Source organism: Planctomycetota bacterium (assembly GCA_021414025.1).
In the GTDB taxonomy this organism is placed as follows: Bacteria; Planctomycetota; Phycisphaerae; order Phycisphaerales; family SM1A02; genus SYAC01.
On sequence record JAIOPG010000006.1, the window covers coordinates 125,414 to 150,299 of the forward strand.

Here is a 24,886-nt window from a genome sequence, read left to right on the forward strand (position 1 = left end):
GCTCCATGCCCGCACCAACGCAACACATTCTGGTCACGGGTGGCGCGGGATTCATCGGAAGCCACCTGGTGGAGCGGCTGCTGGAGCGCGGCGGCCACATCACTGTGGTGGACGACCTCTCCACCGGCGACGAGGCCAATCTCGCCGCGGCGCGGAGCCTGGGCGGCGACCGCCTGCGCTTCGTCCGCGACACGGTGAGCGGCGCCTTCGCGGCGACGGGCTCGCCGCGCTTCGCGGAGATCTACCACCTCGCAGCGGCGGTCGGCGTCCGCCTGATTGTGGATCGCCCCAGCCGCTCGATCGAGACCAACGTGCTCGAGACCAGCGCCGCCATCCACTGGGCGGTGCGCGATGGAGCCCGGCTGCTGGTCGCCTCCAGCAGCGAGGTCTACGGCAAGGGCGTGCGCGTGCCCTTCTCCGAGTCCGACGACGTGGTCTTCGGACCCACCACCTCCTCGCGGTGGAGTTACGGCTATTCCAAGGCGCTGGACGAGTTCCTCACCCTCGCGGCGATCTCCGAGTCGAAATTGAAATCAGTGATCATTCGCTTCTTCAACACCGTCGGGCCGAGGCAGAAGGGCGACTGGGGCATGGTGCTGCCGCGGTTCGTCCAGGCCGCGGTCGCGGATCGGCCGCTCGAGGTGCATGGCGATGGTTCGCAGCAGCGATGTTTTTGCGATGTCCGGGACGTCGTTCCCGCCCTGATCCAGTTGCTCGGCTCGGCGGAGTGCCAGGGCCGGGTCTTCAATCTCGGCTCCGACCAGATGATCTCCATGGAGGCGCTCGCCGAGCGCGTGGTCCGGCTGACCGGCTCCGCGTCGCGCGTGGTCCATGTGCCGCACGAGCAGGTCTTCGGCAGGGGTTTCGAGGATCTCCTGGTGCGCCAGCCCAACCTGGAGCGCCTTCGCGGCGCCATCGGATTCGCCCCGAAGATCTCCCTGGATCAGACGATCCTGGACATCGCGGAATTATTGCGGGGACGCCGGACCAAGGAGCACGCGGCGTGACGCAGGCGATGATTCCAACCTCGGCGCCGCCGATCACGGCCACCGATCCCGCGGCATGGATCACGCTGCACCCACTTGAAATCCTCTCGGGGTACATGCCGGTCTTCGTGGTGGCGCTGCTGACCACGCTCATCGTCACGCCGATCGTCCGCCGCGTGGCGATCTCCGCGGACATCGTCGACAAGCCCGACAAGGCCCGCAAGCTGCACGCCTATCCCGTGGCCTACCTGGGCGGGCTCGCCATCTTCGCCGGCGCGCTGGTCGCCATCGGCACCAGCGTGATCTTCCCCGGCGAGCAGGCCTCGAGCTTGGAGCTGCAGGGGGTGCCGCTGAGCATCGTGGTGGGCATGCTGGCGATCGTCTTCACCGGCCTCGCCGACGACATCTGGAAGTGGGATCCGCGCTTGAAGATCGCCGGTCAGTTGATCGCTGCGGCGGCCCTGGCCATCGAGGACGTCGGCCCGCAACTGGCGGCCGGGATTCTCTCCGCGATCTTCGGAGCCCCACAGGACATCCTCTTCTCGATCGGCTCGTTCCATGTACCCAACTCGGAGCTCTACTACTGGGTCGGCACCGCGATCACCGCCATTTTCGTCATCGGCGGATGCAACGCGGCCAACCTGATCGACGGGCTCGACGGCCTGCTCACCGGCACCACCACCATCATGGCGATCGGATTCCTGGCGATCAGCCTGATCATGGCCTACTCGATCCCCATCGAGCATCCGGAGCGGACGTTCGCGGGGACTCGCATCATTCTCAGCCTGGTGCTGCTGGGCACGACGCTGGGATTCCTGCCTTACAACTTCAACCCCGCGATCATCTTCCTGGGTGACTGCGGCAGCCTGCTCATCGGATTCCTGAGCGTGGTGATCATCATGACCTTCGGCGAGAACGGCACCACCAAGTACGCCGTGGCTGGCATCCTCTGCTTCGGGCTGCCGATTTTGGACACGACGCTCTCGATCATCCGTCGGAAGGTCGAGGGCAAGTCCATCTCGGACGCGGACCACAACCACATTCACCACAAGCTCAAGCGCCACTTCGGCACCGTGCGCAAGGCGGTGCTGGCGCTCTACGGCATCGCCGCGGGGTTCACGATCCTGGGCGTCGGCCTCTCCTCGCTGCTGCTGCTGACCGACGTCCGCGGCATCGTGGTGGAGGCGAGCGTGCTGGCGGCGTTCCTGCTGGTCGTGGTGTTCTCGGTGAAACGCGCGAAGTACCAGGAATGGCTGAAGCGCAACCCGCCGGAGCGCAAGGCGGTTCCATCGGCCAATTCGCAGGAACGATCCCAGTCGTGACGATGGGCGAAGCTCCGGACGCGGCCATCGACCATCTTCCGGTGATGCCGGCCGAGGTCATGGAAGGACTCGCGCTCGTGGCCGGAGACATCGTGGTGGATGCGACCGCGGGACGGGGCGGACATGCGGAGGCCATTGCCCGGGCGATCGGGGGCGGCGGAACCCTGCTGCTGCTGGATCTCGATCAACGAAACCTAGATTTTGCTGCCGCGCGGGTGCGAAATCTGCCCCAGGCGCCGCGGGTGGAGGCGGTCCACGCCAACTTCACGGAAGTGGCGGAAATCCTTGTGAGCAAAGGACTTCGGGCCAGCGCCATCCTGGCCGATCTGGGGTTTGCCAGCAATCAAATGGACGATCCGTCGCGGGGTCTTTCATTTTCCGCGCCGGGTCCGCTGGACATGCGGCTGGACCAGGCCAGCGGTGAAAGCGCCCAGTCTTTGCTGGCCCGGATCACGGAGACGGAGCTGGCGGATCTGATCTATCAACTGGGCGAGGATCCATTTTCCCGCCGCATCGCCCGGCGGATCATTCAGGTGCGGGATCTGGGACTCCTGAAAAGCACGGCCGACCTGGCCCGCGCCGTGGTGGAGGCCTATGGAGGAAAGGCCCGCCAGAGCCGCATGCATCCGGCGACGCGCACCTTCATGGCCCTGCGGATCGCGGTGAACCGGGAGCTGGAGTCGCTGGAATCACTCCTGAGCACACTTGAGCGGGAAATTGCCGGGTTTTTTCCGGTCGTCGCGCCGGAAGCGGGGGGCTCGTTCCCCTCCATTTCAGGCGCCGGACGCCCGCATAAAAAGGACCCGATCGCAACGGGGCAGGGGGGGTCGCAACGGGGCTGGCTGAACCAAAATGCGCGCGTGGCAATTTTGGCGTTCCACAGCCTGGAAGACCGATTGATTAAAAGAGCTTTCGTTGAGTGGGAGCGCCATGGATGGGTGTCCCGGCTCACGCGAAAACCTCTCGTCGCGGGCGACGCGGAGTGCGATGCCAATCCAAGGGCTCGCTCCGCCAAGCTTCGCTCGGTTCGGATTGCGGGCGTGTAGATTCGCGCGATTGGGTTTTGAGGATGGACAAAGATCGGGCAACGGGTGTTGGCCGGAATTTCAAATGGACACGGGCCCCCATGCGGGGCCACAACGCAAGGATGCGAGATGACTCGAGAAAATAAACTGGCGATGGTGGTTGGATTCGGACTTTTGCTTTTCGTGGGCATTCTGGTGAGCGATCACTTCAGCACCGCCCAGCGGCAGGAAAATGCGAACCTGGTGACCGCGGATCGGACGCGCGAGCGCGTCAGCCGCCCGATCTCCATCGCGGCGATGCCGGTGGCCGGCGTCAACGCCATCCAGCCCGCCGAAGTGATGCCGGGAAACACCCCCAACGACGTGCGCCGCACTTCCAACGAGAACACCGCGGCCCCGGACGCGCGGACCCCCAACTCGGATGTCCGCCCCATCCCCAACTTGCCCAACCCCGCGCCGGAAACTCCGGTGACCACTGTGGACAAGTCCAAGGCAACCAAGGTGCAGGAGAGCGAGCCCGGCGTCCAGCTCCATCCGATCGCCGAGGGCGAGACCCTCTATTCCATCTGCGCCAAGACCTATGGCGACGGCACGCTCTGGAAGGAACTGGCCGAGTACAACAAGAAGGCGCTGCCCAACCCCGCGCAGCTGCGCAAGGGCGTGACGCTGCGGCTTCCGCCGGCGGAGAAGCTTCGCCATGGCTCGGCGGTTGCTTCCACCACCAAGGGCGCGAGAGTCAGCGCGACGCCAAGCGAGCAGGAGAACGCGGCGCTGCATTCGAACAGCGCGAGCGGTTCGAAGGCGAGCCCGAATGTTCAGTTGCTTGCGGCATCGGACCTTGCCAGCGTGGACATGAACCCTCCCGTGATCGGCGAGCGCACCAGCGTGGTCGAGGTCGAACCGAAGTCCCTCAAGTCGCCCGCCAAGAGCAGCGTGGTCGAGCCCGATCCGAAGTCGACCAAGACGGCCGCGAAGACCGCGGCGCCGAAGTCCGCGTCGAAGTCGGCGGCTTCCTCCTCGGGCGGCGACACCTACGTCGTGCAGAAGGGCGACACGCTCGCCTCCATTTCCAGGAAAAAGCTGGGGAAAAACGGCAAATGGCAGGACATCGTCGCCGCCAACGAGTCGACGCTCTCCAATCCGGCCGCGCTCTCGCCCGGCATGACCATCAAGCTTCCCAAAACCAACTGAGCCAAGGACCGAACCATGTTCGGAAAATCGATCGCCATCTTGCTGGGCCTGGGAATCATGGCCACCGCGCTCCTGGCGACGCGGCAGAAGCGCTACGAGGTGGCCGCGCAGAATTCGCGGGCCCACTGGCGGCTGATGGAGCAGCAGCGTGACCTCTGGAGATACCGCGCCGAGGTCGCTTCCAAGGTGCGACCCGACGCCATTCGACTGGCGCTCAACTCCCTGAAGGTCCAGTGGCGGCCCATTCCGCATCGGCTTGACGCGCCGGTGCCCCCGACGCAGCCCCGGCTCGTCACGCGGCCAGGCGTGAAGGATCCCGACGCGACCCCCGTGGGATTCGGCGGATGAACGAGTTCGGAGCCAATCAAGTCGCCGACGCCCAGTCGAGCCGGATCCGCGCCTGGAGCCGCGTGCTCATTCTTTCCGTCTCGATAGCCCTGCTGTCGATTTCGGCGCGGGTGGCCTGGTTGAAAACCACCGACGACGCCCAGCTGCTCGCCGCGGCGGGCGTGCATCGAAGCACCGCACCGGAGCCCGCCTCGCGCGGACAGATCGTGGACCGCCGCGGTCGTGTGCTGGCGGCGAGTCTGATGGGGCGCCGTCTCTTCGCGGATCCCGCGATGATCTGGGAGCGCGGCTGGGAGAAGATCCGCAAGGGCAAGCTCGAGGATCCCGATTCGCAGGCGGTGGGCGATCCCTTCAAGGACGCCTCAACCGCCATCGCCGGCGCGCTGGGCACCTCCTCAACGTCAATCGAAAATATTCTGCGCAAGCGCGCTGATGACCGCTACGTGCATCTGGCCGACATGCTGACGCCCGAGCAGGTGGAGGCGGTCCGCGCCCTGAATCTTCCCGGCATTGGCATCGAGTCGCGCCCGATCCGCGAATATCCCGCGGGCGATTTGGCGGCCCTGGCCGTGGGCCGCGTCGGCACCGAGCACAAGGGCCAGGCCGGCGCCGAGCTGCACCATGACGCTCAAGTGCACGGACAGGATGGCCAGCTGGTCTTCCTGCGCGATGTCAAGCGTCAGCCCTTGTGGATCGACGGCAACGACTATCAGCCGCCGCGCGACGGCGTCGACGTGCGACTCTCGCTCGACCTGGTCGTGCAGGAGATCGCCGAGCGCCTGCTGCAAAGCGCGGTGAAGCAATGGAACGCCGGCGGCGGCCGCGCCGTGGTGATGGATGTGCAGACCGGCGACATCCTGGCGATGGCGGACTTTCTCCATCCACGCAAGGGCTGGAAGGAAGTCACCACCGATCCCGGGCGCAACCTGCACGCCTCGCTGGGGCGCAACCGCAATGTCACCGATCCCTACGAGCCGGGCTCCACCTTCAAGCCCTTCGTGTGGGCCACGGCGACGGAGATCGGCGTCTTCAAGCCTGAGTCGATGGTGCCGCTGCCCAACGGTCCCTATGTCACCAAGTTCGGGCGCGTCATCCGCGACGTGAAGTACCCCGGGCCTGTGACCTGGAAGAAAGTCCTGATGAAGTCGCTCAACGGCGGCATGGCCTGCGCCGCCGAGCGCATGAAATTCGGCCAGATGCAGGACATGCTGCAGCGCTTCGGCTTCGGCCAGAAGACCGGCGTGGGCATTCCCGGCGAGAGCGAAGGGCTGGTGACCACGCCGAAGAACTGGTCCGTCTACACCCAGACCAGCGTCTGCATGGGCCACGAAATCGGCGTGACCACGATCCAGATGGTGCAGGCCTTCTCCGCCTTCTGCCGCGACGGCACCATGGTGCCCGCACGCTTGTCGCTGGGGACCGAGGGCACCGAGGATCAATACTCAATTCCGCGCAAGCGCGTGATGCCCGAGGCGATCGCCCTGACCACGCGCGAGGGAATGGAAGGCGTCATGATCGAGGGCACCGGCCGCAAGGCGCAGAGCGAGTTCTACCGGATGTTCGGCAAGTCCGGCACCGCGCAGCTGCCCAAACCCAAGGGACAGGGCAAGGGCTATTTCGAGGATCGCTACGTCAGCTCCTTCATCGCGGGCGCTCCCTTCGAGAATCCGCGCATCGTTTGCCTGGTCGTGATCGATGATCCCGACAAGGCCAAGGGCCACTTCGGAGGTTCGATCGCCGGTCCGGTCTGCCGCGACATCGTCGATGCGACGCTGAACTACATGGGCGTGGAGCCCGACCAGCCCGAGAAGCAGGGCAAGCTCGCGGTGCAGCAGCGCGACGAACCCGATCGGCACTGACTCAAACGTCCAGCAGCAGACGCTCGGGATTCTCGATGGCGTTCTTGACGTCGACCAGGAATCCGACTGCCTCCGAGCCATCCACGATGCGGTGGTCGTAGCTCAGGGCCAGGTACATCATGGGGCGGATCGCGACATGGCCGGGATTCTTCGGATCCTCGACGGCGCGGTTCTTGATGGCGTGCATGCCGAGAATGCCTGACTGCGGCGGATTCAGGATCGGCGTGCTCATCAGGCTGCCGTAGACGCCGCCGTTGGTGATGGTGAAGGTGCCGCCGGTCATGTCCTCGACGGTCAGCTTGTTGTCGCGGGCTTTGAGGGCGAGCTCGCGGATGGTTCGCTCGACCTCGGCGATCGAGAGGCGGTTGGCGTTGCGCAGCACCGGAACCATGAGCCCCTTGTCGGTGCCGACGGCGACGGAGACGTCGATGAAGTCGTGGTACTCCACCTCGTCGCCGACGATGAAGGCATTGAGGCGCGGGAACTTCTCCAGGGCGCCGACCACCGCCTTCACGAAGAAGCCCATGAAGCCCAGGCCGGTGCCGTGACGCTTCTCGAAGGCCTCCTTGTGCTCGGCGCGGAGTCGCATCACCTGGGTCATGTCCGCCTCGTTGAAGGTGGTCAGCATGGCCGCGGTGTTCTTGGCCGCCACAAGCCGCTCGGCGATGCGCTGGCGCAGCTTGGTCATGCGCTCGCGGCGGAATCCGCGCGGGCCGGAGGCACTGGGAACCGGGGATGGCCTCGAGGCGCCCTCGTTTGAAGCGGCGGCTTTCTTCGGGGCGAGCTGTGCGTGCTCGATGTCGTTCTTGGTGATGCGGCCGCCGGGACCCGAGCCCTCGATCTTGCCCAGATCGACGCCCTTTTCCACCGCCATCTTGCGGGCGACGCTGGTGACCTTCGGCTCGACGACCGCGGTCTTGGAGGCTTCCTTGGTCGAGGTGGGAGCGGCGGCGGGTGCCGTTGCCTTGGCCGCCGCGCCGGCGGGTCGTGCCGCCTTCTCGTCGATCCGCGCCACCACGGCGCCCACCTTCAGGTCGGCGCCGCTCTTGGCGGCGACCTTCAGCACGCCCGAGGCCGTCGCCAGAATTTCCAGCGTGGCCTTGTCGCTCTCGATCTCGGTGAGCACCTCGTCCTTCTCGACCCACTCGCCGTCGCCGCGCTTCCACGCGCCGAGACGGACTTCGGTGATGCTCTCTCCGGGACTTGGGATCACAATGTCGATCATTTCAAGGCTCCATGCTTGAGTTCGGCGGGTTGGGCGGCTTCCACAAGGGCTCCGACGGCCTCGCTCAGGATCGCCTCCTGCTGGTGGGCGTGCATCTTGGAGCTGCCGACCGCGGGGCTCGAGGCGTCGGGACGTCCGATGTATTTCACCGGACGCTCCGCGAAGAGATCAATCATGCGCCCCTGCACGAAGCGCCATGGCCCCATGTTGCGCGGTTCGTCCTGGACCCAGAAGACCTCCGCCTTGGGATGGTGATCCAGGTGCGCCTTGATCTCGTCGGCGGGGAAGGGGTGCAATTGCTCCACGCGGACGATGGCAATGCCCGCCGCCTTGTTCGCGGCGCGCTGGGCGACGAGTTCGTGGTAGATCTTTCCGCTGCAGAAGAGCAGGCGCTGCGCGTTGGTCGCCGCCTCCGGCGCCGTGTCGGCGATCGTCCGCTTCCACGCGCCCTTGGTGAACTCCTCCACCGGGCTGGCCGCCGCCGGCAGCCGCAGCATGCTCTTGGGAGTGAGCACGATCAGCGGCTTGCGGAACTTCACCTTCATCTGCCGCCGCAGCAGGTGGAACATCTGCGCCGTCGTTGAAGGCTGGCAGACCACCATGTTGTTGGCGGCGCACAATTGCAGGAAGCGCTCGACGCGCGAGGAGCTGTGCTCGGGGCCCTGGCCTTCATAGCCGTGGGGCAGCAGCAGCACCAGGCCACTGGAGCGCTGCCACTTGGTCTCGGCGCTGGCGATGAACTGGTCGATGATGACCTGGGCGCCATTGCCGAAATCGCCGAACTGCGCCTCCCACAGGATCAACATGCGCGGATCGGTCAGCGAATAGCCATACTCGTAGCCGACCACGGCCTGCTCGGTGAGCGGTGAATTGTGGATGCAGAACTTCGCCTGGTTGGGGCCGAGCTCGTTGAGAGCGACGTGCGGCTTGCCGCTCTCCTGGCAGCAGACCACGGCGTGGCGGTGACTGAAAGTGCCGCGCTCCACATCCTGTCCGGTGAGACGGATGGGATGTCCCTCGAGCAGAAGCGTGCCGTAGGCGAGCAGCTCCGCGAGTCCCCAATCCACGCCGCTCTTGCCGCCGAGCTTGCCGCGGATTTCCAGCAGGCGGGCGACATTCTTGTGCGGCGTGAATCCGGCGGGCACTCCGGCCAGCGCCGCGGCGACTTCCTTCAGCCGCGTCTCCTTCACGCCGGTTTCGATCGGCGCATCGGAGTAGGCCTCGGTCAGTCCGCTCCAAATGTGCTCGAAGGGCTTCTTGCCGGGGACCACCGGCGTCTTCTTGGTGCGCGTCTGTGCTTCGTCCATGCGCGTGAAGAGGTCGCTCTTAAGCTTCTCCACCTCCTCGGCGGAGATCACGCCCTCCTGCTGGAGGCGGTTGGCGTAGTGGGTCATCGCCGTGATCTGCTGGCGCACGCGCTTGTACATCAGCGGCTGCGTGAAGGAGGGCTCGTCGGTCTCGTTGTGACCGTTCTTCCGCCAGCACCACATGTCCACCATGATGTCGGTCCCGAAGGTCTGGCGCCACTCGATCGCCAGCCGCGCCGCCCAGGCGCAGGCCTCGGGATCCTGGCCGTTGACGTGGAAGATCGGGGCGTTGGCCATTTTGGCGATGTCGGTGCAGTAGCGCCCGCTGAAGAGATCCTGCGAGTCGGTGGTGAATCCGACCTGGTTATTGATGACCACATGGACGGTGCCGCCGACGGTGAAGCCCGGCAGCAGCATCATGTTGAAGCACTCGGCCACCACGCCCTGGCCCGGCAGCGCCGCATCGCCGTGGATGAGAATCGGAACGACGCTGGTGCGCCGCTCGGTGTCGTTGGCCAGGCGCTGTTTGGCGCGGCAGCGACCCATGACCACGCTGGAGACGAACTCGAGGTGGCTGGGATTGGCCGCAAGCGTGATGTGCAGGGGCTGTCCGCCGGTGGTCTTCACGTCGCTCGAATATCCCTGGTGGTACTTCACGTCGCCGCCGCCGGAGAGGAAGTCCTCGGTCCACGCCTCGTCAAACTCGGTGAAGATCTGGTCGAAGCGCTTCTCCAGAATGTTGGCCAGCACATTCAGCCGGCCGCGATGGGCCATGCCGAAGGCGAACTCGCGCACGCCCAGAGCCGGGCCCTGATCGATGATGGCGTCAAGCAGGGGAATCAGGCTCTCGCCGCCCTCCAGGCCGAAGCGCTTCTTGCCGATGAAACGCTTCTCCAGGAAGGATTCGAATCCCTCGGAGGCGATCAGCCGCTCCAGCAGCCGCTTGCGAACGTTGGCGTCGAAGCGCGGCTGGTTGCGCACGCTCTCCATGCGCTGCTGGAGCCAGCGCTGCTTTTCGCGGTCCATCACATGCAGATATTCAACGCCGATGTGCCGGCAGTAGGTCTCCTCGAGCAGATTGACGATCTCGGTCAGGGTGCAGGGATTGGGCAGCGGCAGAGTCCCGGGATCGAAGGAGTCCGCCATGTTGCCATCGGTCAGGCCGAAGGACTCCAGCTGCAGTTCCTCGGGGAAGGGGCGCTCGACGCCCAGCGGATCAAGATCCGCCGCCAGGTGCCCGCGCGCTCGGTAGGCGTTGATCAGCGCGTCCACCTTGCTTTGCGAGCCGCGACTCAGAGCTTGCGCGGAGGAAGCGGCGGACGATGTCGCGGTAGAACCTGCATCGGTCGTCGTCGCGATCGTTTCGGTCGCCGGATTCGGGGCGCGCTCGTAGCCAAGTTCAAATCCCTGGAAGAAGTTTTGCCACGTGGGCTCAACGCTTGCGGGGTCGCTCTGCCACTGGGCGTACAAGGCCTCAAGCAGCGCGGGATCCAATCCATTGACCGACGGAGTGGTGTTCCGGGGCGACGGGGAAGGATTGGGGGACGAACTGTTGCTCACCGAGAATTGCTCCGAAAGGCGCCCCCAAAGATAGTGCTTTTGCGGCGACGCAACGCCGCCCGCGACCGCTCCTTGGGGCGAGCTTGAAAACGACTGATTCTAGCCAAAAAGCCCCGCGAAAGCGAGGTGATTGCGATGGCGCCGCCTAGAGCAGCGCGACCGGATCGATATCGACCGCGCAGTGCTCGCCGCCGGGAAAGAGAGCCCGGTTGCGGGCCGAGGCGATCAGCCGCTGCAGCGCGTTGGCGTCGGGCGCCAGGATCTCGAGCTGGATCCGGAAGCGATCGGAGATCCGCGCGATCGGGCAGGGCAGCGGTCCGCGGAAGTGGACGTCGCCTGCCTCGGGAAGTCGCTCCAGCCCCTGGCGAATTTCCAGGACGATCTCCTGCGCCCGCGAAAGTTCCTCGTGGCGCACCACGATCCGCGCCATGCGCCGGTAAGGGGGCAGATTGAATTTCTTGCGTGACTCCAGCTCCTGCCGCGCGAACTCCTCGAACTGATGCGAGGCGGCGAGCCGAATGGCCAGCGCGTCGGGCTGGAAGGTCTGCACGATCGCCTGCGCCACGCCGGCGCCGCGTCCGCAGCGGCCCGCGACCTGGCTCACCAGCTGGAAAGTGCGCTCGGCGGCGCGGAAATCCGGCAGATTGATCGCGGTGTCCGCATTGACCACGCCGACCAGCCGGACGTTGGGGTAGTCCAGACCCTTGGCGATGATCTGTGTTCCCACCAGGACCCGTGCCTTGCCCGAGGCGAACTGAGCCAGGGCTTCATAGATGTCGCGGCTGTTCTGCATGGTGTCGCCGTCGACGCGCAGCACGGCTCCCGGCTTGGCCAGCTCGGGATGCACGTGGGCCAGCTCCTCCTCGACGCGCTGCGTTCCCAGGCCGAAGACCGTCACACCCTGCCCGCACGAGGGGCACTTCTGCGGCAGGAGCTGCTCGGTCAGGCAGTGGTGGCAGCGCACAAAGCGCGACCGCGGGCCGGCGTGGCAGATCATGCCGGTGTCGCAATGCTGGCACTTCATCATCCAGCCGCAGCGCGACACGCAGGCGATCCAGTTGGCATAGCCGCGCCGGTTGAGCAGCATCAGCGCCTGCCCGCCATTTTCAACGACGTGCGCCAGCCGGTCGGCCAGCCGCGCTCCCAGCAGGTGCACGCGCTTGTCTCGGAAGTGCTTCAGGTCCTGCGAAAAATCGATGATTTCAACTTTTGGCGTCACCAGTCCCGGGGCTCGCTCGGGCAGCCGGTGCAGCGTGCTGACCCCGCGCTCCGTGGCGTTCCACCAGCTCTCCAGGCTGGGCGTGGCGCTGCCCAGCAGCACCGGGCAGCCGGCCATCTGCGCGCGGCGGATGGCGACGTCGCGGCCGTGGTAGCGCGGCGCCTGATCCTGCTTGTAGCCGGAGGAGTCATGCTCCTCGTCGACCAGGACCAGTCCAATCTCTCCGTCGGGCACGGGCGCGAAGATGGCGCTGCGGGCGCCGACGATGATCTTGGCCTCGCCCTGCGCGACCATCGTCCACTGCTGGTTGCGCTGCGCCGCCGTCAGCCCCGAGTGCAGCAGGGCCACGCGGTCGCGCGGGAATCGCCGCAGCACGCGGGCGGTGGTCTGCGGTGTGAGCGAGATTTCCGGCACCAGCAAAATCGCGGTTTTCCCCGCATTTCTGCAGAGTTCGATCAGCTGCAGGTAGACCTCGGTCTTGCCGCTGCCGGTGACGCCGAAGAGCAGGTGCTGCGAGAACCCCTTGCTCATCGCGGCATGAATGGAGTCCACCGCGCTGCGCTGCGCGGCGGTCAGCGCGGGGCGCTCCAGGGAAAAATCCTTCGGCGCATTTTCCGGTGTCAGCGCGCCGGCCTCCACGCTGGATCGCTTGGTGGCGACCACCAGCCCGGACTTGATGAGCGATGTGAGGGGCGAGCGCGTCGCCACCGCGGCCTTCTTCAGCAGGTCGCGCGCCTCGAAGGGGCGAAGCGCTGCCGGCGCGTCGCGCAGCGCCTGCAGAATTCTTCTTTGCGCCGGAGACAGGCGCGCCGGCTTGGCCGCCGCCGCTGCGCCATCGGGTTCGTTCGTGAGTTTCCGAATTTTTCCACCCGCCGCCGCGCCCAGCGCCGCGGCGCCGGACTCGTGCAGGTCGATCCACACCGACTCGACTCGCCCGATCGCCTTCTTGACCGCAGAGGGCAGCACTCCGGCCAGGGCCACGCCCAGCGGACAGCAGTAATAGACGCTGATCCAGCGGGCCAGCTCCACCACCTGCGCCGGCAGGGGCGGAGTCTCCTCGATCGAATGAATGGTCTTGATCCGATCCTCGGGAATCGAAGCGACATGCGAAGCATCGAGCTCCTTCACCACCCACCCCAAAGTGGTTGAATCGCCCCGGCCAAGGGGCACTTTCACGCGGTGCCCGACCCGGACCTGCGACAGCGATTTCGGCACGCCGTAGGTCAGGCCATCCGGATAGCGGTCCACGCCGCGCTCCACGGCGACGAGAATGTGCCTGCTGACGGGTTCGTCGTAGAGACCGCGCATGCGGCTCAGCTCACCGCGTCGCCGCCGAGGCCACTCGGGCGGAAGCGGATTGATGCAGCTCCATCTGCTCCGCCGTCACCGGCGCGCGGGTGCGCATGATGTCGATGAAGCAGTCGAAGAGGTAGGAGGATTCGTGCGGGCCGGGGCTCGCCTCGGGGTGGTACTGCACGCAGAAGATCGGCTTGCGGGTGTGGCGAAACCCGGCGAGCGTGCCGTCGTTGAGATGGATGTGGGTGGGCTCGCCGCCCGCGGCGCGAAGCGACGCCTCGTCGACGCAGAAGCCGTGGTTCTGGCTGGTGATCTCCACGCGCTGCGTCAGCAGATTGCGCACCGGCTGATTGGCGCCGCGGTGGCCGAACTTCAATTTCCAGGTCGACGCGCCCAGGCTCAGGGCGAGCAGCTGGTGCCCGAGGCAGATGCCAAAAGTGGGGATTTCCCCCGCGATTTCCTGCAAAGTCCGCACGGTCGCCTCGACCGCGGCGGGGTCGCCCGGCCCGTTGGAGATGAAGAGACCGTCGGGCTTGAGCGTGCGAATGACCTCCGCGCTGGCGTCGTGGGGCAGCGTCAGAACTTCGCAACCGCGCTGGGCAAGGTGCCTATAGATGTTTCGCTTGGCACCGCAATCCAGGGCCGCAACCTTGAAATGGTCCGCGCCGCTTGCAGGTTGTTCACTCCACTTGCCCAGCGTCTCGGTCCAGTTGCCCTGCTTCGTCGGGCTGGCGCAGGCCGCCAGATTCTGGCCCGCCATGGAGGGAATCGACTTCGCCCTGGCGACCAGTTGCTCGTCGCTCAGCGCCGAATCGAAACTGATGACGCCCCGAAGAGTTCCCTGGGTGCGCAGCTTTCGAACCAGCGCCCGCGTGTCGATGCCGTGAATGCCGGCAACACCGTGGGAGGCGAGCCAAGGACTCAGGTCCAGCGTCGCCCGGTAGTTGGAGCTCCGGCCGGAAAGCTCGCGGACCACGAAGCCGGCCACCTGGGGCTTGAGGCTCTCGACATCCTCTTCATTGATTCCGTAATTGCCGATCTCGGTCGCGGTCATGACCAGGATCTGCCCCGAATAGCTGGGGTCGCTCAGGGCCTCCTGATAGCCGCACATGGCGGTCGTGAAGACCACCTCTCCCAGTGCGGCGGCGCGGGATTGCAAGGGTGGGCAGGCGCCGAAGCCAAAGCCCCGAAAGACCGTTCCATCTTCCAAAGCGAGTCTCGCGGCTTGGTGGGAGGCTTCGGCCATCAAGGCGAGTGTAGCGATGGGACTCTCCGCCCCGATCGATCGGATTTATCCACAGGGGAGGGAGTCCCGGGTGCCCTCCGCGAGTCTGTTGCGGGTTTTTCGGGTGGCAGGTACCTTCCTCCACTTCTGCGGAACCGTGCGGTTTGGTTTCACGAAACGATCGGTCACGACCCTCTTTCAACTTCTCCACAAACACAGAACAAGCGAGCCCAACGCTCGGAGCCCACCAAGATGTCTCGACTCAAGACGGAACACGCACACTTCCGCGGACTCAATTCGTATCTGCTGATGGCCGCCGCCCTGCTCGCCTGGGCCCCGGCGCTTCCACTCTTCAACCATGGCGTCAACCAAGCCGCGGTCGCGCAGAACGATCCGATCGAGCCGCCGCCCTCCGAAGCGCCGCGCAATCCGACTCCGCCGGCGACCAAGGCGCCCACGACACCGCCGCCCAGCGAGACTCCCGCGTCTGCTCCTCCCGCGACCGCGCCCGATGCGCCGCCCGCCTCTCCTGACGAATTGTCGGGAACCTCCAACAGCCAGCCCGCGACACCACCATCACTTGCCGGCGGCACCGATCCCGCCGAGGCGCTGGCCAATGCCCGCGCCGCCATGGCCGCCTCGCAATGGCGCCAGGCGATCGACGCGTGGACCACAGTGCTCAACGCGAATCCCGCCAACGCCGAGGCGAAGAAAGGCTTGCAGGACGCACAGACGCAGCTTGATCAGGGCGGCGGCAGCCTGCTCGACAAGGTCAGCGACGACATGTCGGTGCGGTTGGAAAGTTTCCGCGTCAACTTTGAAAACAGCATGTTTCGTGCGGGCGAGAAGCTCAATCGTGGCGACTACGCCGGGGCCCAGTTGGACGCCAGCACCGCCAAGCAGCTCCTGGAGCGCGACCGCTCGATCATTCCCGCCGCGGACTACGACGCGATGAACGAGCGCGTCAACGCGCAGCTGGACCAGATCAACGAGTCGCGCATCGCCGGGCAGACGCTCGAGCAGGCCAAGCAGCGCAGCGACGCGCAGAAGTCCTCAAGCGACGCGCAGCGCATGGCCCAGCAGAAGCGCGTGGCCACCATCAGCGAGATGCTCATGCGGGTGCGCCAGCTGCAGATGGAGCTGAAGTACGACGAGGCCCTGCAGGTCATCGACCAGATCCTCTTCATGGACCCGACCAATCCCGCGGCCCTGGCTCTGCGCGATGTGCTGGAGAGCACCAAGATGTACCGCCAGTGGGCCGATGCCCAGCGGCAGCGCAACGCCGCGTTCGGGCAGATTCAACTGCAGGACATGCAGTCCACCATTCCGCCCAAGATCAACCTCGCCGGCAACGGACCCAAGAGCACCAACGCGGTGATCACCTATCCCGAGGATTGGCCGAAGCTCTCCTTCTCCAACAGCAAGTTCCCGCCGGTGGGTGTGCAGCGCTCGCCGGAGGATCAGATGGTCGACAAGCAGTTCGACCAGGTCTTTGACTTTCCCGAGACCACCTCAAATCAGAAGCTGAGCGAAGTGCTGGACTTCTGGCATCAGATCACCAAGATGCCGATGTACATCAACTGGAAGGCGCTGGGCGAGATCGACATCACCCAGGAGACCGAAGGCATCCAGCTTGAGAAGGCCACCGTCAGCGCCCGCGTCATGCTCGGACGGATCCTGGAGCAGGTCGGCAACCCGACCTCCGACAGCGGTCGCGCCGTGGCGGAGATCATGAACGGCCAGGTCGCCGTGACAACCTTCACCGCCCTGCAGAACCTTCCCGAAGCCAAGCGGCCGCGGGTGTATGACCTCACCGATCTGGTCTTCAAGTATCCCGACACCGTGACCCTTCCCGAACTCTCCTCCAACAACGGTGGCGGCGGTGGTGGCGGCGGCGGCGGTGGTGGAGGCGGTGGTGGCGGCGGCGGCAGCAGCGGTGGCGGCGGCAGCGGTGGCGGCAGCGGCGGCGGTGGTGGCGGCGGTGGTATCACCGGCGGAACCTTCCCACTGACTCCCTTCATCACCGGCGATGGCGCGGTGGGCCGCGTGCAGTTCATCAAGGACCTCATCCAGAAGACCGTCGATCCCGACGCGTGGAACCTGGGCGCCAGCATGGAGCCCTTCGACACCCGCTTGGTGATCACGGCGCGGCCGGACACCCATCGCAACATCGAGGATCTGCTCTCCCAGCTTCGCGCCGATCTCGCCCTGCAGATCAACGTCGAGGTGCGCGTGCTCAAGATCGACACCGACTGGTTCGAGCAGGTCGGCCTGGATCTGGACATCTACTTCAACGGCAACTCCGCCCAGTACGACAATGCGCGGGCCGCCGATCCCAACTTCAACCTGCGCGACTTCTTCTTCCAGAACACCAATGGAACGGCCGCCGGCGACGCGAAAACCGGCCTGCTGAAGAACCCGGTGGTCTTCTCGGGCATCGGCGGAACGGCGGGCAATGCCTCCGCTCCGGCCAACGCCACGGCGACCGGCCAGGCCATCGGTCTGCCCGGCGGAACCGCGGGACAGATCCAGTACCAGACCGGCGCTGTCGGAGTGCCTGTCGGCGTGGTGAAGAACGGCGAGTCCTACGCCAACGGCGCGGTCAGCAACGGCCTCTCCGCGGTCAACGTGCAACAGGAAGGCCTGCCGCTGGTGAACGCCCTCGGCGCCGCCGGCATCAAGGGTGCCTTCGGCGCGACCGCGCTGCTCAACCCGGCTCTCACCGTCGGACTCACCTTCCTCGACGACATCCAGGTCGACCTGCTGGTCCGCGCCACGCAGGCGGACCAGCGGAACGTGCTGCTCACCTCGCCGCGACTGACCATGCAGAATGGCCAGATCTCCTACATCACGGTGCAGAACACCACCTCATACGTCTCGGGCTTCACGGCGCCGACGACCCAGGGTGTCACCGGCACGCCGATCGTCAGCACCATCTCCGAAGGCTTCGCCCTCGGACTGCAGGGAGTGATCAGTGCCGACCGCCGCTACGTGAGTCTGAACGTGAACTTCTCGCTGCAGGGACCGGTCACCTTCGATCCGGTGCAGTTCCAGCAGTCGGTGGCCGCCGGCAGCCAGTCGCCGCTGGGAACCACCTCCACCAACACCTTCCAGACCCCGAAGTTCCTCAACACCTCGATCGGCACCACGATCACGGTGCCGGACAAGGGCACCGCGGTGCTCGGCGGACAGCGGCTCACGACCGACTATGAGGTTGAGGTCGGCGTGCCGGTGCTGAGCAAGATTCCGATCGTCAACCGCTTCTTCACCAACCGGATCAATTCCAAGACCGAGCAGACGCTGCTGATGATGATTCGTCCGGAGATTCTGATTCAGCAGGAGACCGAGGATGTGTTGTTCCCCGGCCTGCGGAATCAGTTGAGCGGCGCCGGCATGTGAGCGGACGCACGCGACGATGGCGGCTAGACTCTCTTGAGCGGACGATCTTGGATCAAACTTCGTTGATTGGAGCCCATCATGGATAAAACTTCTTCAAGCGCCATTCAGATCACGCACGACGGGGGGGTGAAGAAAATCACCTTCACGCAGCGCAGCATCATTGAAGAGGGCATTATCAGCCAGATCGGCAAGGACATTGTGGCATTGATCGACAGCACCCCCAAGCCGAAGGTCCTGATTTCCTTCGCCGGAGTGGATCACCTTTCCTCAGCGGCACTTGGAGTTCTGATTACATGCCATAACCGCGTGAAGTCGAAGGATGGGCAACTTCAATTGAGCGATATCTCGAAGCCGATCTTCGAGATCTTCAAAATCACCAAATTGAACAAGATGTTCCAAATCGTTGATTCTGTCGAAATTGCCATGAAGAACTTCAAGTAAGGTCTTTTTATATTCGATTGTCACGGAATGGAAATGCAAATATATCTCCAAGATCAAACGTTGACGGATCTTCGGAGAGATCTGGAATCGGTGCAAAAAGGTGTGGCCGCCACTTTGATCGAGCACAACTACACCGAGTTCGCTCAGTTCTCCATCCGTCTCTGCCTTGAGGAGGCGATCGTGAACGCCTTCCGTCACGGCAATTGCAACGACCCTCACAAGGTGGTCAAGTTCCGATGCAGGATCAGCGACGAGCTCGCTGAGTTCGAGGTGCAGGACCAGGGGGCCGGATTCGATCCGAGCTGCGTCCCCGATCCGACCGCCGAGGAAAATCTGGAGATCCCTTCGGGCCGCGGCATCATGTTGATGCGCGCCTACATGAGCGAGGTCTCCTACGACCCGCCGGGCAACACCCTGCACATGAGCTACAAGAACGGGCCGGATCGGCCGGTGTGACGGACCGAAGCTCCCGCGTCTGGTGTTGCGTTGCCTTGCGTGACGCAGCTCACGTTTGAAAATTTGCCAATGCGACCCACTCCGCCACCGAGAGCGTCTCGGGGCGCCGCGTGCGGTCGAACCCCTCCGGAAACCTGAAGCGATCACCCAGGCTCGAGCCGAGCTGCTTGCGGCGGTGCTGGTAGGCGCACTCCAGGAGTTCATGCATTCGCGCCGGTGGCGTTGGGCGCGGCTTGTGCGGCGCGATCTCGATGATGGCGCTGTCGACCTCGGGCTCCGGCCAGAAACTTCCGGGCCGGATGTCGGCGACCTTGCGGATGACGGCGTAGAACTGCGCCATCACGCTGAGCAATCCCATGTCGTGCGTGCCGGGTGCGGCGGCCAGGCGCTGGGCGACCTCGCGCTGGATGGTGACGATCATGCCTTCGCAATTGGGAAAGTCGTTCATCAGCGTGGCGATGAGCGGCGTGGCCGCCTGGTAGGGCAGGTTGGCGATCAGGCGGAAGGTACGGCCATCGATGAGCGCGGTGATTTCGGGATTGAGCGAGTGCTTGCCGGCCAGGCAATCGCCCTCGATCAGCCGGATGCGCTTGCCGAAGCGTTCTCGCATCAGCAGCGCCAGGTCGCGGTCCAGCTCGCAGGCGATGACTTCGGCGCCGGCCTCGACCAGCAGGTCGGTGAGGACTCCCGTGCCGGGTCCGACCTCGAGGATGACTTCGCCCTGCCGGATCTTGGCGGCGCTGAGCAGCGTGCGCAGGACATTGTGGTCGTGCAGGAAGTTCTGGCCGAAGCGGTGGCGCGGCCGGAGTCCGCGCGACAGAAGCAGGCCCTTGATTTCGGAGAGCGTTTGCACGCGATCACCAGCGGTAGCGCACGGTGTAGGTGATCAGCTTCTCGGAGTTTGCGGGCACATCCAGGGTGAACTCGATGTTGCTGGCGTTCTTCTTCTCGAAGGGCTGGCTGCTGGCGGTGACCTCCCAGTTGCTCCAGCGGTAGAGCGGCTCGCGCACGATCACGGTCACGGGCTTGTCCTTGCGATTGCGGATCTCGATCTTGAAGGACTCGGTGATCTCGCGGCGGCCGCGGTCGGACTTGAAGTCGGTCTGGGTGCGGCTGCCGACCACATCGAAGGCGGAGCCCAGGCGCACCAGAACCTTCTCATCCTTGGGGGTGTGGCCGATCAGGTCCTCGCCGATGAACTCCAGCGTGCCGTCGCTGTCGTCGCGCTTGGAGACGCGCAGCTTGCCCGCGGGCAGCGGCATGCCTAGGTTGGCGGCCGCCTCGTTCTTGAAGCGCACGTACACGTCCACCTTGGTCTTGCCCGTCGCCCCGAAACCGGGGTCATCGACCATGCCGCCGCCAAAGCCGCCCATGTCGGAGCCCTCATAGACCAGGATCCTCTCGATGGGGATGTTGCGGGCCGCGGGGAAGAGCGAGATCTGCTCGCTGGAGTTCTCCGGAATATTGGCCGGCCGCGGCAGCGTGTAGAGGTGGAACTCGAAGAAGGCCTTCTCCTGGAAGCCGGTATCGCTGGCCTCCATGTTCTTGGCGGCGGCCATCGGCATGGGAGCCCTGCCCCCACGGCGGAAGCCGGGCTGCACGCGCTGCACGTCGCCGGCGATCAGCTTGAGTTGCGCCTTGTCGTAGGCGCGGCCCGAGACATTGAGCATGGTCACCCACGCGGTCATGTCGGCTTTGGTGTCGGTTGGATCCAGGATCAGGTTGTAGTCGGCGCGCCAGGTGATGCCGGAAGTCTGGTAGCTGGTGCGGATTTTGTGCGAGCCCGCGCTCGCCGAGATCACGTCCCAGAGCAGGGTGGGGCGGGTGCGCAGGCCGCCCGGCAGCGCGCCGAGGGTGATCGACGCGTTGGCCTGGTTCACCAGTTGCACGCCTCCGCTAGCTGATTGCACGACCAGCTGGCCATTTCGGGCCGCCAGCAGCGTGCCTTCCACGTTCATTGGAGCGGTGTTCATGTCCACCATGGCGGAGATCGGGTGGTCGATGTATTTCTCCAGCAACTTTTCCGGGCTGACCAGGTCGAACTCGAAGCGCTGATTGGTGACCACGGTCGCGGGGTCGGTGAGATCCTCGAAGGCGACGGTGGTGGGGTCGATGAAGGCTGCGACATCGGTGAAGGCCAGCGAGCCCGCGCCTTGGGGCATGTCCACGCCGCGGATCTCGCGGATCACGCCGAAGCCGGGGACTTCGTAGGCGGCGGTGGGGTTGTAGCCCTGGCGCTGCTGTGCGATCCAGGTCTGCGGATCGAAGCTGGCGGCGTCGGCGGTGGAATAGACGGTCAGGCTCACGCCGTCGGCGGGGGCGTCGGCGGCAAGGCACGCGGCGAGGAGAAGTTCGATCATCGCAAAAGTGTACCTTCGCGTATTTGATACAACATCGAACGTGCGCGACGCGAACCCAATCCTGTTCGACCTGATCATCATCGCGGTCAGCGCGCTCAGCGGATGCTTCGGGTCGATGCTGGGGCTGGGCGGCGGCGCGATTCTGATTCCAGTGCTGGTCACGGGCATGGGCGTCGACGTGAAGAGCGCGATCGCTGCAAGTCTGGTGGCCGTGGTCACCACCAGCGGCGCGGCGGCGCTGATCCGCGGGCGCAATTCGATGTCCAACTACCGCGTGGGCATCACGCTGGAGGTGGTCGCGGGGCTCGGAGCCATCGTTGGGGCGGGGCTGGCCACGATTGCGCCGGGCGACCTGCTGACGATGCTGTTCGGAGTCAGCCTGTTGGTCACGGCCGCAATGTCGTGGCGCGGCGTTGTGGATCCCACCGAGCGGCTTCCGCAGTCGCGAGGCTCGAGGCTGCTGCAGCTGGATGGCGTGGAGGAAACTGCGGATGGCCCGCGCATCTACCGCGTGCAGCGGGTGCCGGCGGGACTGGGCGTGATGACGATCGCCGGGATCCTGAGCGGCATGCTGGGCATCGGCTCCGGCGCGTTCAAGGTGGCGGCCATGGACACCTGCATGCGCATGCCCTTTCGGGTGAGCACGATCACGAGCAATTTCATGATCGGCATCACCGCGGCCAGCGGCGTGATGGTCTACCTGCGCGGCGGCAAGATCGACCCGACCATCGCGGGGCCGGTGCTGATCGGCATCGTGCCCGGGGCGATGCTGGGATCGTGGCTCGTCCCAAGAATCAAAGTCGGACTGCTCAAGAAGATCTTCCTGATTGTGATCATTCTGATCGGCCTACAGATGATGTTCAGGGGCGGCATGGAGCTTTTGAAATGACGCCGCCGACGGATGGGTCCGCTGATCCGCAATCAAGGCAGGTGGCCGACGAAATCGCCTATCTGCGCTCGCGACAGCTGCAACCGGTCTTCCGCGTGATGCAGAACGTGCTGCTGTGGGTGCTGACCATCGTCTCCATCGCGCTGATCTGCACGGGGCAGGGGATGGCGTGGGCGCGAGGCATGTCGCACGCGGACATCCGCGCGGCGGTCGCAAGCTGGAGCACGCCGGCGGATTACCTCCACGCCGTCGGAAGCGTGAACCCCGCGGCGATGATGATGCTGGGCATCCTGTGTGGCATCGCGATGCCCTTCCTGCGCACGATGGTGGTCGCGTGCGGATTCCTGCAGCAGCGCAACTGGCTCCACGTCGCGCTGTCGCTGCTGGTGATCGCAATCATGCTGCTGGGGTTGTGGGTCAAATAGTGGGCGATCAAGCGCTGCGACCTTCGCCTGACAACACCAGACTGCGGGTGCTTTCGGCGAGGGCGTTGCGAGCGGCGGTGTTCGTGGTCGGGCTCCTCACCGGATTCGCGGCGGGCATCGCACTTCTGGAGTGGCGTGATGCTCCGTACGCCTCGATCGAAACGGCGAACAGCCGCGCGGAATCCACGATCCGCAACGGGGAAATCGGCGTCGAGCAGGTGCGGCCCGAACGCACGGAATTCGAAAATTATGTCGGCCGCCAGGGGCACCGAATAGCCGAATCCGGATATCAGAACTCGTGGCGGACTCCGGAATACTGGATCGGTCCGGTGCTGTTCCTGTTTATCTTCGTGTTCTTTGGGCTTGGACTTGCTTGCAGAGCGCCCAAGTGGATGGCGCCGAAGGCGGCTCGCATCGCCTTCCGAGGCACCGATGGTTCAGCCGCGACAGCGCTTTGGAAGGACACGCTTCGGAGATCGATCGCGTGCATGCAGGGGCCGAGCGCCATTGCTGCCGCGATTTTGACCGGGTTCGCAGTCATTGTCGCGTGCGATCTCCGAGAATTTTGGCTCAAGCTGGCTGGAACGACCTACACAATGGTGCCCCTCGCCCTTCCAGAGGATGTCGAATCGTTGCTCATCGCGTCGATCATCGTCCCATATGTCATTGTCGTGATCGTGGCGCGCTGGCGGATAAAGCGGAATCCGGAAATGACCCGATTGTGGTGCGCTCGCTGCGGATATTCGCTGCGGGCGCTTTCTTCGGATCCGTCCGGCGCGGTCTGCTGCCCGGAGTGCGGTTGCGCCGTCCCGCAGTCGCCCGATGCGCAGTGCACGGCCCGTCGTCTCGCGCCGGCGATCGCCGTGTCGGTCACGCTGGCGCTGCTGCTTGCCGCGCATCACTGGGCCTACAAGCTCGAGGATCTCTGGAACGCAGGGAAGTCCTCGCGTGTCATCCACAGCAACGGGATTTATGTCACGGTCAGTGGCGTCGTCCGCATGCAGTGTGCGTATGGAACCATCTGGTTCCGGGTGGATCCGGTCGATCCCTACGACGGCGGCTCACTCACCTTCGATGATGTGGCCTTGCGTGTGGTCGCGGAGCTGCGCGACACGGCGAGTCCGCCCAGCGATCCCAAGACCATTCGAAAAATCTTCACGATCAAGGTGAACGATCCGAATTGGGTCAAGGGCGTCTCAAGATTCACCTGGACGACCATCGCCGACTTGGGCAAGGGGAACCACATGTACCTGACCGCGGACTGGAACGACACGAATTTGGTGCTGATCTCCCTCTTTCCGCCCTGCGCAACATCCATCAAAGCCATCGATCCCTCGACGGCGCCGCCGTTCGATTGATGTGGGTGGCGAGCCGAACAGGTGCTCGTGACGTAAACGCTGGGCTCGAATCAGCAGCCCGAAAATCGCAACAGCTTACTTCGACTTGCGAGCCGTCACATCAAGGCTCGTGATGTAGTCGCTGGGCTTCGATCCCGCGGGGAGGTTGGCAACGATCTGCCGGTAGAGCGGGTCTTCCCAATTCATCATCGCGTCGATGTATTCCGGTTTTGGAGTCAACTTCAATTCGGTCAAGCCCGCAGCGAGCGCCATCGTTCGCGTCTCCTCCACCATCACGGCACCGGCCACGCATCCGACGAGGGCTTCGACATCCTGCTTGACGGAATCAGGAAGCGGGCGAACCAGCGCAAGATCGGAGACGGCCACCCGGCCGCCCGGCTTCAGCACGCGGGCAATCTCCTTCCACACGCGCGCCTTGTCCGGGGAGAGGTTAAGCACGCAGTTGGAGATCGCCACATCCACGCTCGAATCGGCCACGGGAAGTGCTTCGATCTCGCCCAGACGGAACTCGACATTGTCCAGGTTGGTTTGCTTCTGATACGCGGCGATATTGCGACGAGCCTTCGTCACCATGTCCGGCGTCATGTCCACGCCGATCACGCGACCGGCCGCGCCGACTTTTGGCCCCGCCACGAAGCAGTCAAATCCGCCGCCCGCGCCGAGATCGAGCACCACTTCGCCGGATTTCAGCGAGGCGATTGCGGTCGGGTTGCCGCAGGAGAGGCCCATGTTCGCGCCCTCCGGCGACGCGGCCAATTCGTCGCCGGTGTAGCCGATGGCAGCAGCCAGTTGCTCGGGCGTGAAGGCGGTCGCTCCGCAGCATCCGCCGCCGCTGCCGCTTGGGCCGCAGCAACCGCCCTTGGCGATCTTGGAATATCCCTCGCGGACATTTTCCCGCACGGTGTCCGCGTTCGGAGTTGCCGCGGCAACAGGGGGCGTGCAGCACGAGTCAGAGCAGCAGGTGCGGTCGGATTTGGTGTTCATGATCAAATCTC

Annotated in this window: 19 protein-coding genes; 12 read left to right on the plus strand and 7 right to left on the minus strand. The window is 65.0% G+C overall.

Features of this window, described 5'->3' with window-relative positions:
* Positions 1-5: 5 nt before the first annotated feature.
* The 6 genes from K8R92_08180 to K8R92_08205 all read left to right on the plus strand — a co-directional run bounded on the left by K8R92_08180 (position 6) and on the right by K8R92_08205 (position 6,731).
* Complete coding sequence (locus K8R92_08180) at positions 6-1,007, plus strand: NAD-dependent epimerase/dehydratase family protein (protein ID MCE9619872.1); 1,002 nt, start codon at positions 6-8, stop codon at positions 1,005-1,007.
* The gene (locus K8R92_08185; protein MCE9619873.1) at positions 1,004-2,308 is read left to right on the plus strand and encodes an undecaprenyl/decaprenyl-phosphate alpha-N-acetylglucosaminyl 1-phosphate transferase; all 1,305 of its coding nucleotides are present in this window, start codon (positions 1,004-1,006) and stop codon (positions 2,306-2,308) included. The genes K8R92_08180 and K8R92_08185 overlap by 4 nt, the downstream gene beginning before the upstream one ends.
* Positions 2,309-2,952: 644 nt before the next feature.
* The gene (mraW, locus tag K8R92_08190) at positions 2,953-3,354 is read left to right on the plus strand and encodes a 16S rRNA (cytosine(1402)-N(4))-methyltransferase (protein ID MCE9619874.1); all 402 of its coding nucleotides are present in this window, start codon (positions 2,953-2,955) and stop codon (positions 3,352-3,354) included.
* Between the two features lie 108 nt (positions 3,355-3,462).
* Positions 3,463-4,524, plus strand: a complete 1,062-nt coding sequence (locus tag K8R92_08195; protein ID MCE9619875.1) for a LysM peptidoglycan-binding domain-containing protein — start codon at positions 3,463-3,465, stop codon at positions 4,522-4,524.
* Positions 4,525-4,539: 15 nt separating this feature from the next.
* Entirely contained in the window at positions 4,540-4,872 is a 333-nt protein-coding gene (locus tag K8R92_08200; GenBank protein MCE9619876.1) for a hypothetical protein, read from the plus strand.
* Complete coding sequence (locus K8R92_08205; protein ID MCE9619877.1) at positions 4,869-6,731, plus strand: penicillin-binding protein 2; 1,863 nt, start codon at positions 4,869-4,871, stop codon at positions 6,729-6,731. Before K8R92_08200 ends, K8R92_08205 begins: the two co-directional genes overlap by 4 nt.
* A 1-nt stretch (position 6,732) precedes the next feature.
* Here the strand turns inward: K8R92_08205 and odhB are convergent, their stop codons facing one another.
* The 4 genes from odhB to carA all read right to left on the minus strand — a co-directional run bounded on the left by odhB (position 6,733) and on the right by carA (position 14,584).
* Positions 6,733-7,956 carry a 2-oxoglutarate dehydrogenase complex dihydrolipoyllysine-residue succinyltransferase gene (odhB, locus tag K8R92_08210; protein ID MCE9619878.1) on the minus strand — a complete coding sequence of 408 codons (1,224 nt, stop codon included), beginning with the start codon at positions 7,954-7,956 and terminating at the stop codon, positions 6,733-6,735.
* Positions 7,953-10,823: a 2-oxoglutarate dehydrogenase E1 component gene (locus K8R92_08215; protein MCE9619879.1), complete on the minus strand. Its 2,871-nt coding sequence runs from the start codon at positions 10,821-10,823 to the stop codon at positions 7,953-7,955. Before K8R92_08215 ends, odhB begins: the two co-directional genes overlap by 4 nt.
* Before the next feature lie 145 nt (positions 10,824-10,968).
* Positions 10,969-13,350: a primosomal protein N' gene (priA, locus tag K8R92_08220; protein ID MCE9619880.1), complete on the minus strand. Its 2,382-nt coding sequence runs from the start codon at positions 13,348-13,350 to the stop codon at positions 10,969-10,971.
* A gap of 10 nt (positions 13,351-13,360) precedes the next feature.
* A complete protein-coding gene (carA, locus tag K8R92_08225) occupies positions 13,361-14,584 on the minus strand; it encodes a glutamine-hydrolyzing carbamoyl-phosphate synthase small subunit (protein MCE9619881.1) in 1,224 nt (407 codons plus the stop codon).
* Between the two features lie 231 nt (positions 14,585-14,815).
* Here carA and K8R92_08230 point away from each other — a divergent pair, with 231 nt between their 5' ends.
* From K8R92_08230 to K8R92_08240, 3 genes are all read left to right on the plus strand, one after another.
* On the plus strand, positions 14,816-17,962 hold the full coding sequence (locus K8R92_08230; GenBank protein MCE9619882.1) for a hypothetical protein: 3,147 nt from the start codon (positions 14,816-14,818) through the stop codon (positions 17,960-17,962).
* 78 nt (positions 17,963-18,040) lie between these two features.
* Positions 18,041-18,403 carry an STAS domain-containing protein gene (locus K8R92_08235; protein ID MCE9619883.1) on the plus strand — a complete coding sequence of 121 codons (363 nt, stop codon included), beginning with the start codon at positions 18,041-18,043 and terminating at the stop codon, positions 18,401-18,403.
* A gap of 33 nt (positions 18,404-18,436) precedes the next feature.
* A complete protein-coding gene (locus tag K8R92_08240) occupies positions 18,437-18,859 on the plus strand; it encodes an ATP-binding protein (GenBank protein MCE9619884.1) in 423 nt (140 codons plus the stop codon).
* 49 nt (positions 18,860-18,908) lie between these two features.
* On the opposite strand, the gene rsmA is transcribed toward K8R92_08240, so the two are convergent.
* Complete coding sequence (rsmA, locus tag K8R92_08245) at positions 18,909-19,712, minus strand: 16S rRNA (adenine(1518)-N(6)/adenine(1519)-N(6))-dimethyltransferase RsmA (protein ID MCE9619885.1); 804 nt, start codon at positions 19,710-19,712, stop codon at positions 18,909-18,911.
* Positions 19,713-19,716: 4 nt separating this feature from the next.
* Positions 19,717-21,219 (minus strand): DUF4139 domain-containing protein, encoded by a 1,503-nt coding sequence (locus K8R92_08250; GenBank protein ID MCE9619886.1) that lies wholly within the window; start codon positions 21,217-21,219, stop codon positions 19,717-19,719.
* Between the two features lie 40 nt (positions 21,220-21,259).
* On the opposite strand from K8R92_08250, the gene K8R92_08255 reads away from it, so the two are divergent.
* From K8R92_08255 to K8R92_08265, 3 genes are all read left to right on the plus strand, one after another.
* Positions 21,260-22,108, plus strand: a complete 849-nt coding sequence (locus tag K8R92_08255) for a sulfite exporter TauE/SafE family protein (GenBank protein ID MCE9619887.1) — start codon at positions 21,260-21,262, stop codon at positions 22,106-22,108.
* On the plus strand, positions 22,105-22,533 hold the full coding sequence (locus tag K8R92_08260) for a DUF1634 domain-containing protein (protein ID MCE9619888.1): 429 nt from the start codon (positions 22,105-22,107) through the stop codon (positions 22,531-22,533). Before K8R92_08255 ends, K8R92_08260 begins: the two co-directional genes overlap by 4 nt.
* 83 nt (positions 22,534-22,616) lie before the next feature.
* Positions 22,617-23,891, plus strand: a complete 1,275-nt coding sequence (locus K8R92_08265; GenBank protein ID MCE9619889.1) for a hypothetical protein — start codon at positions 22,617-22,619, stop codon at positions 23,889-23,891.
* 75 nt (positions 23,892-23,966) lie between these two features.
* Here the strand turns inward: K8R92_08265 and arsM are convergent, their stop codons facing one another.
* Entirely contained in the window at positions 23,967-24,875 is a 909-nt protein-coding gene (arsM, locus tag K8R92_08270; GenBank protein ID MCE9619890.1) for an arsenite methyltransferase, read from the minus strand.
* Positions 24,876-24,886: the final 11 nt, after the last annotated feature.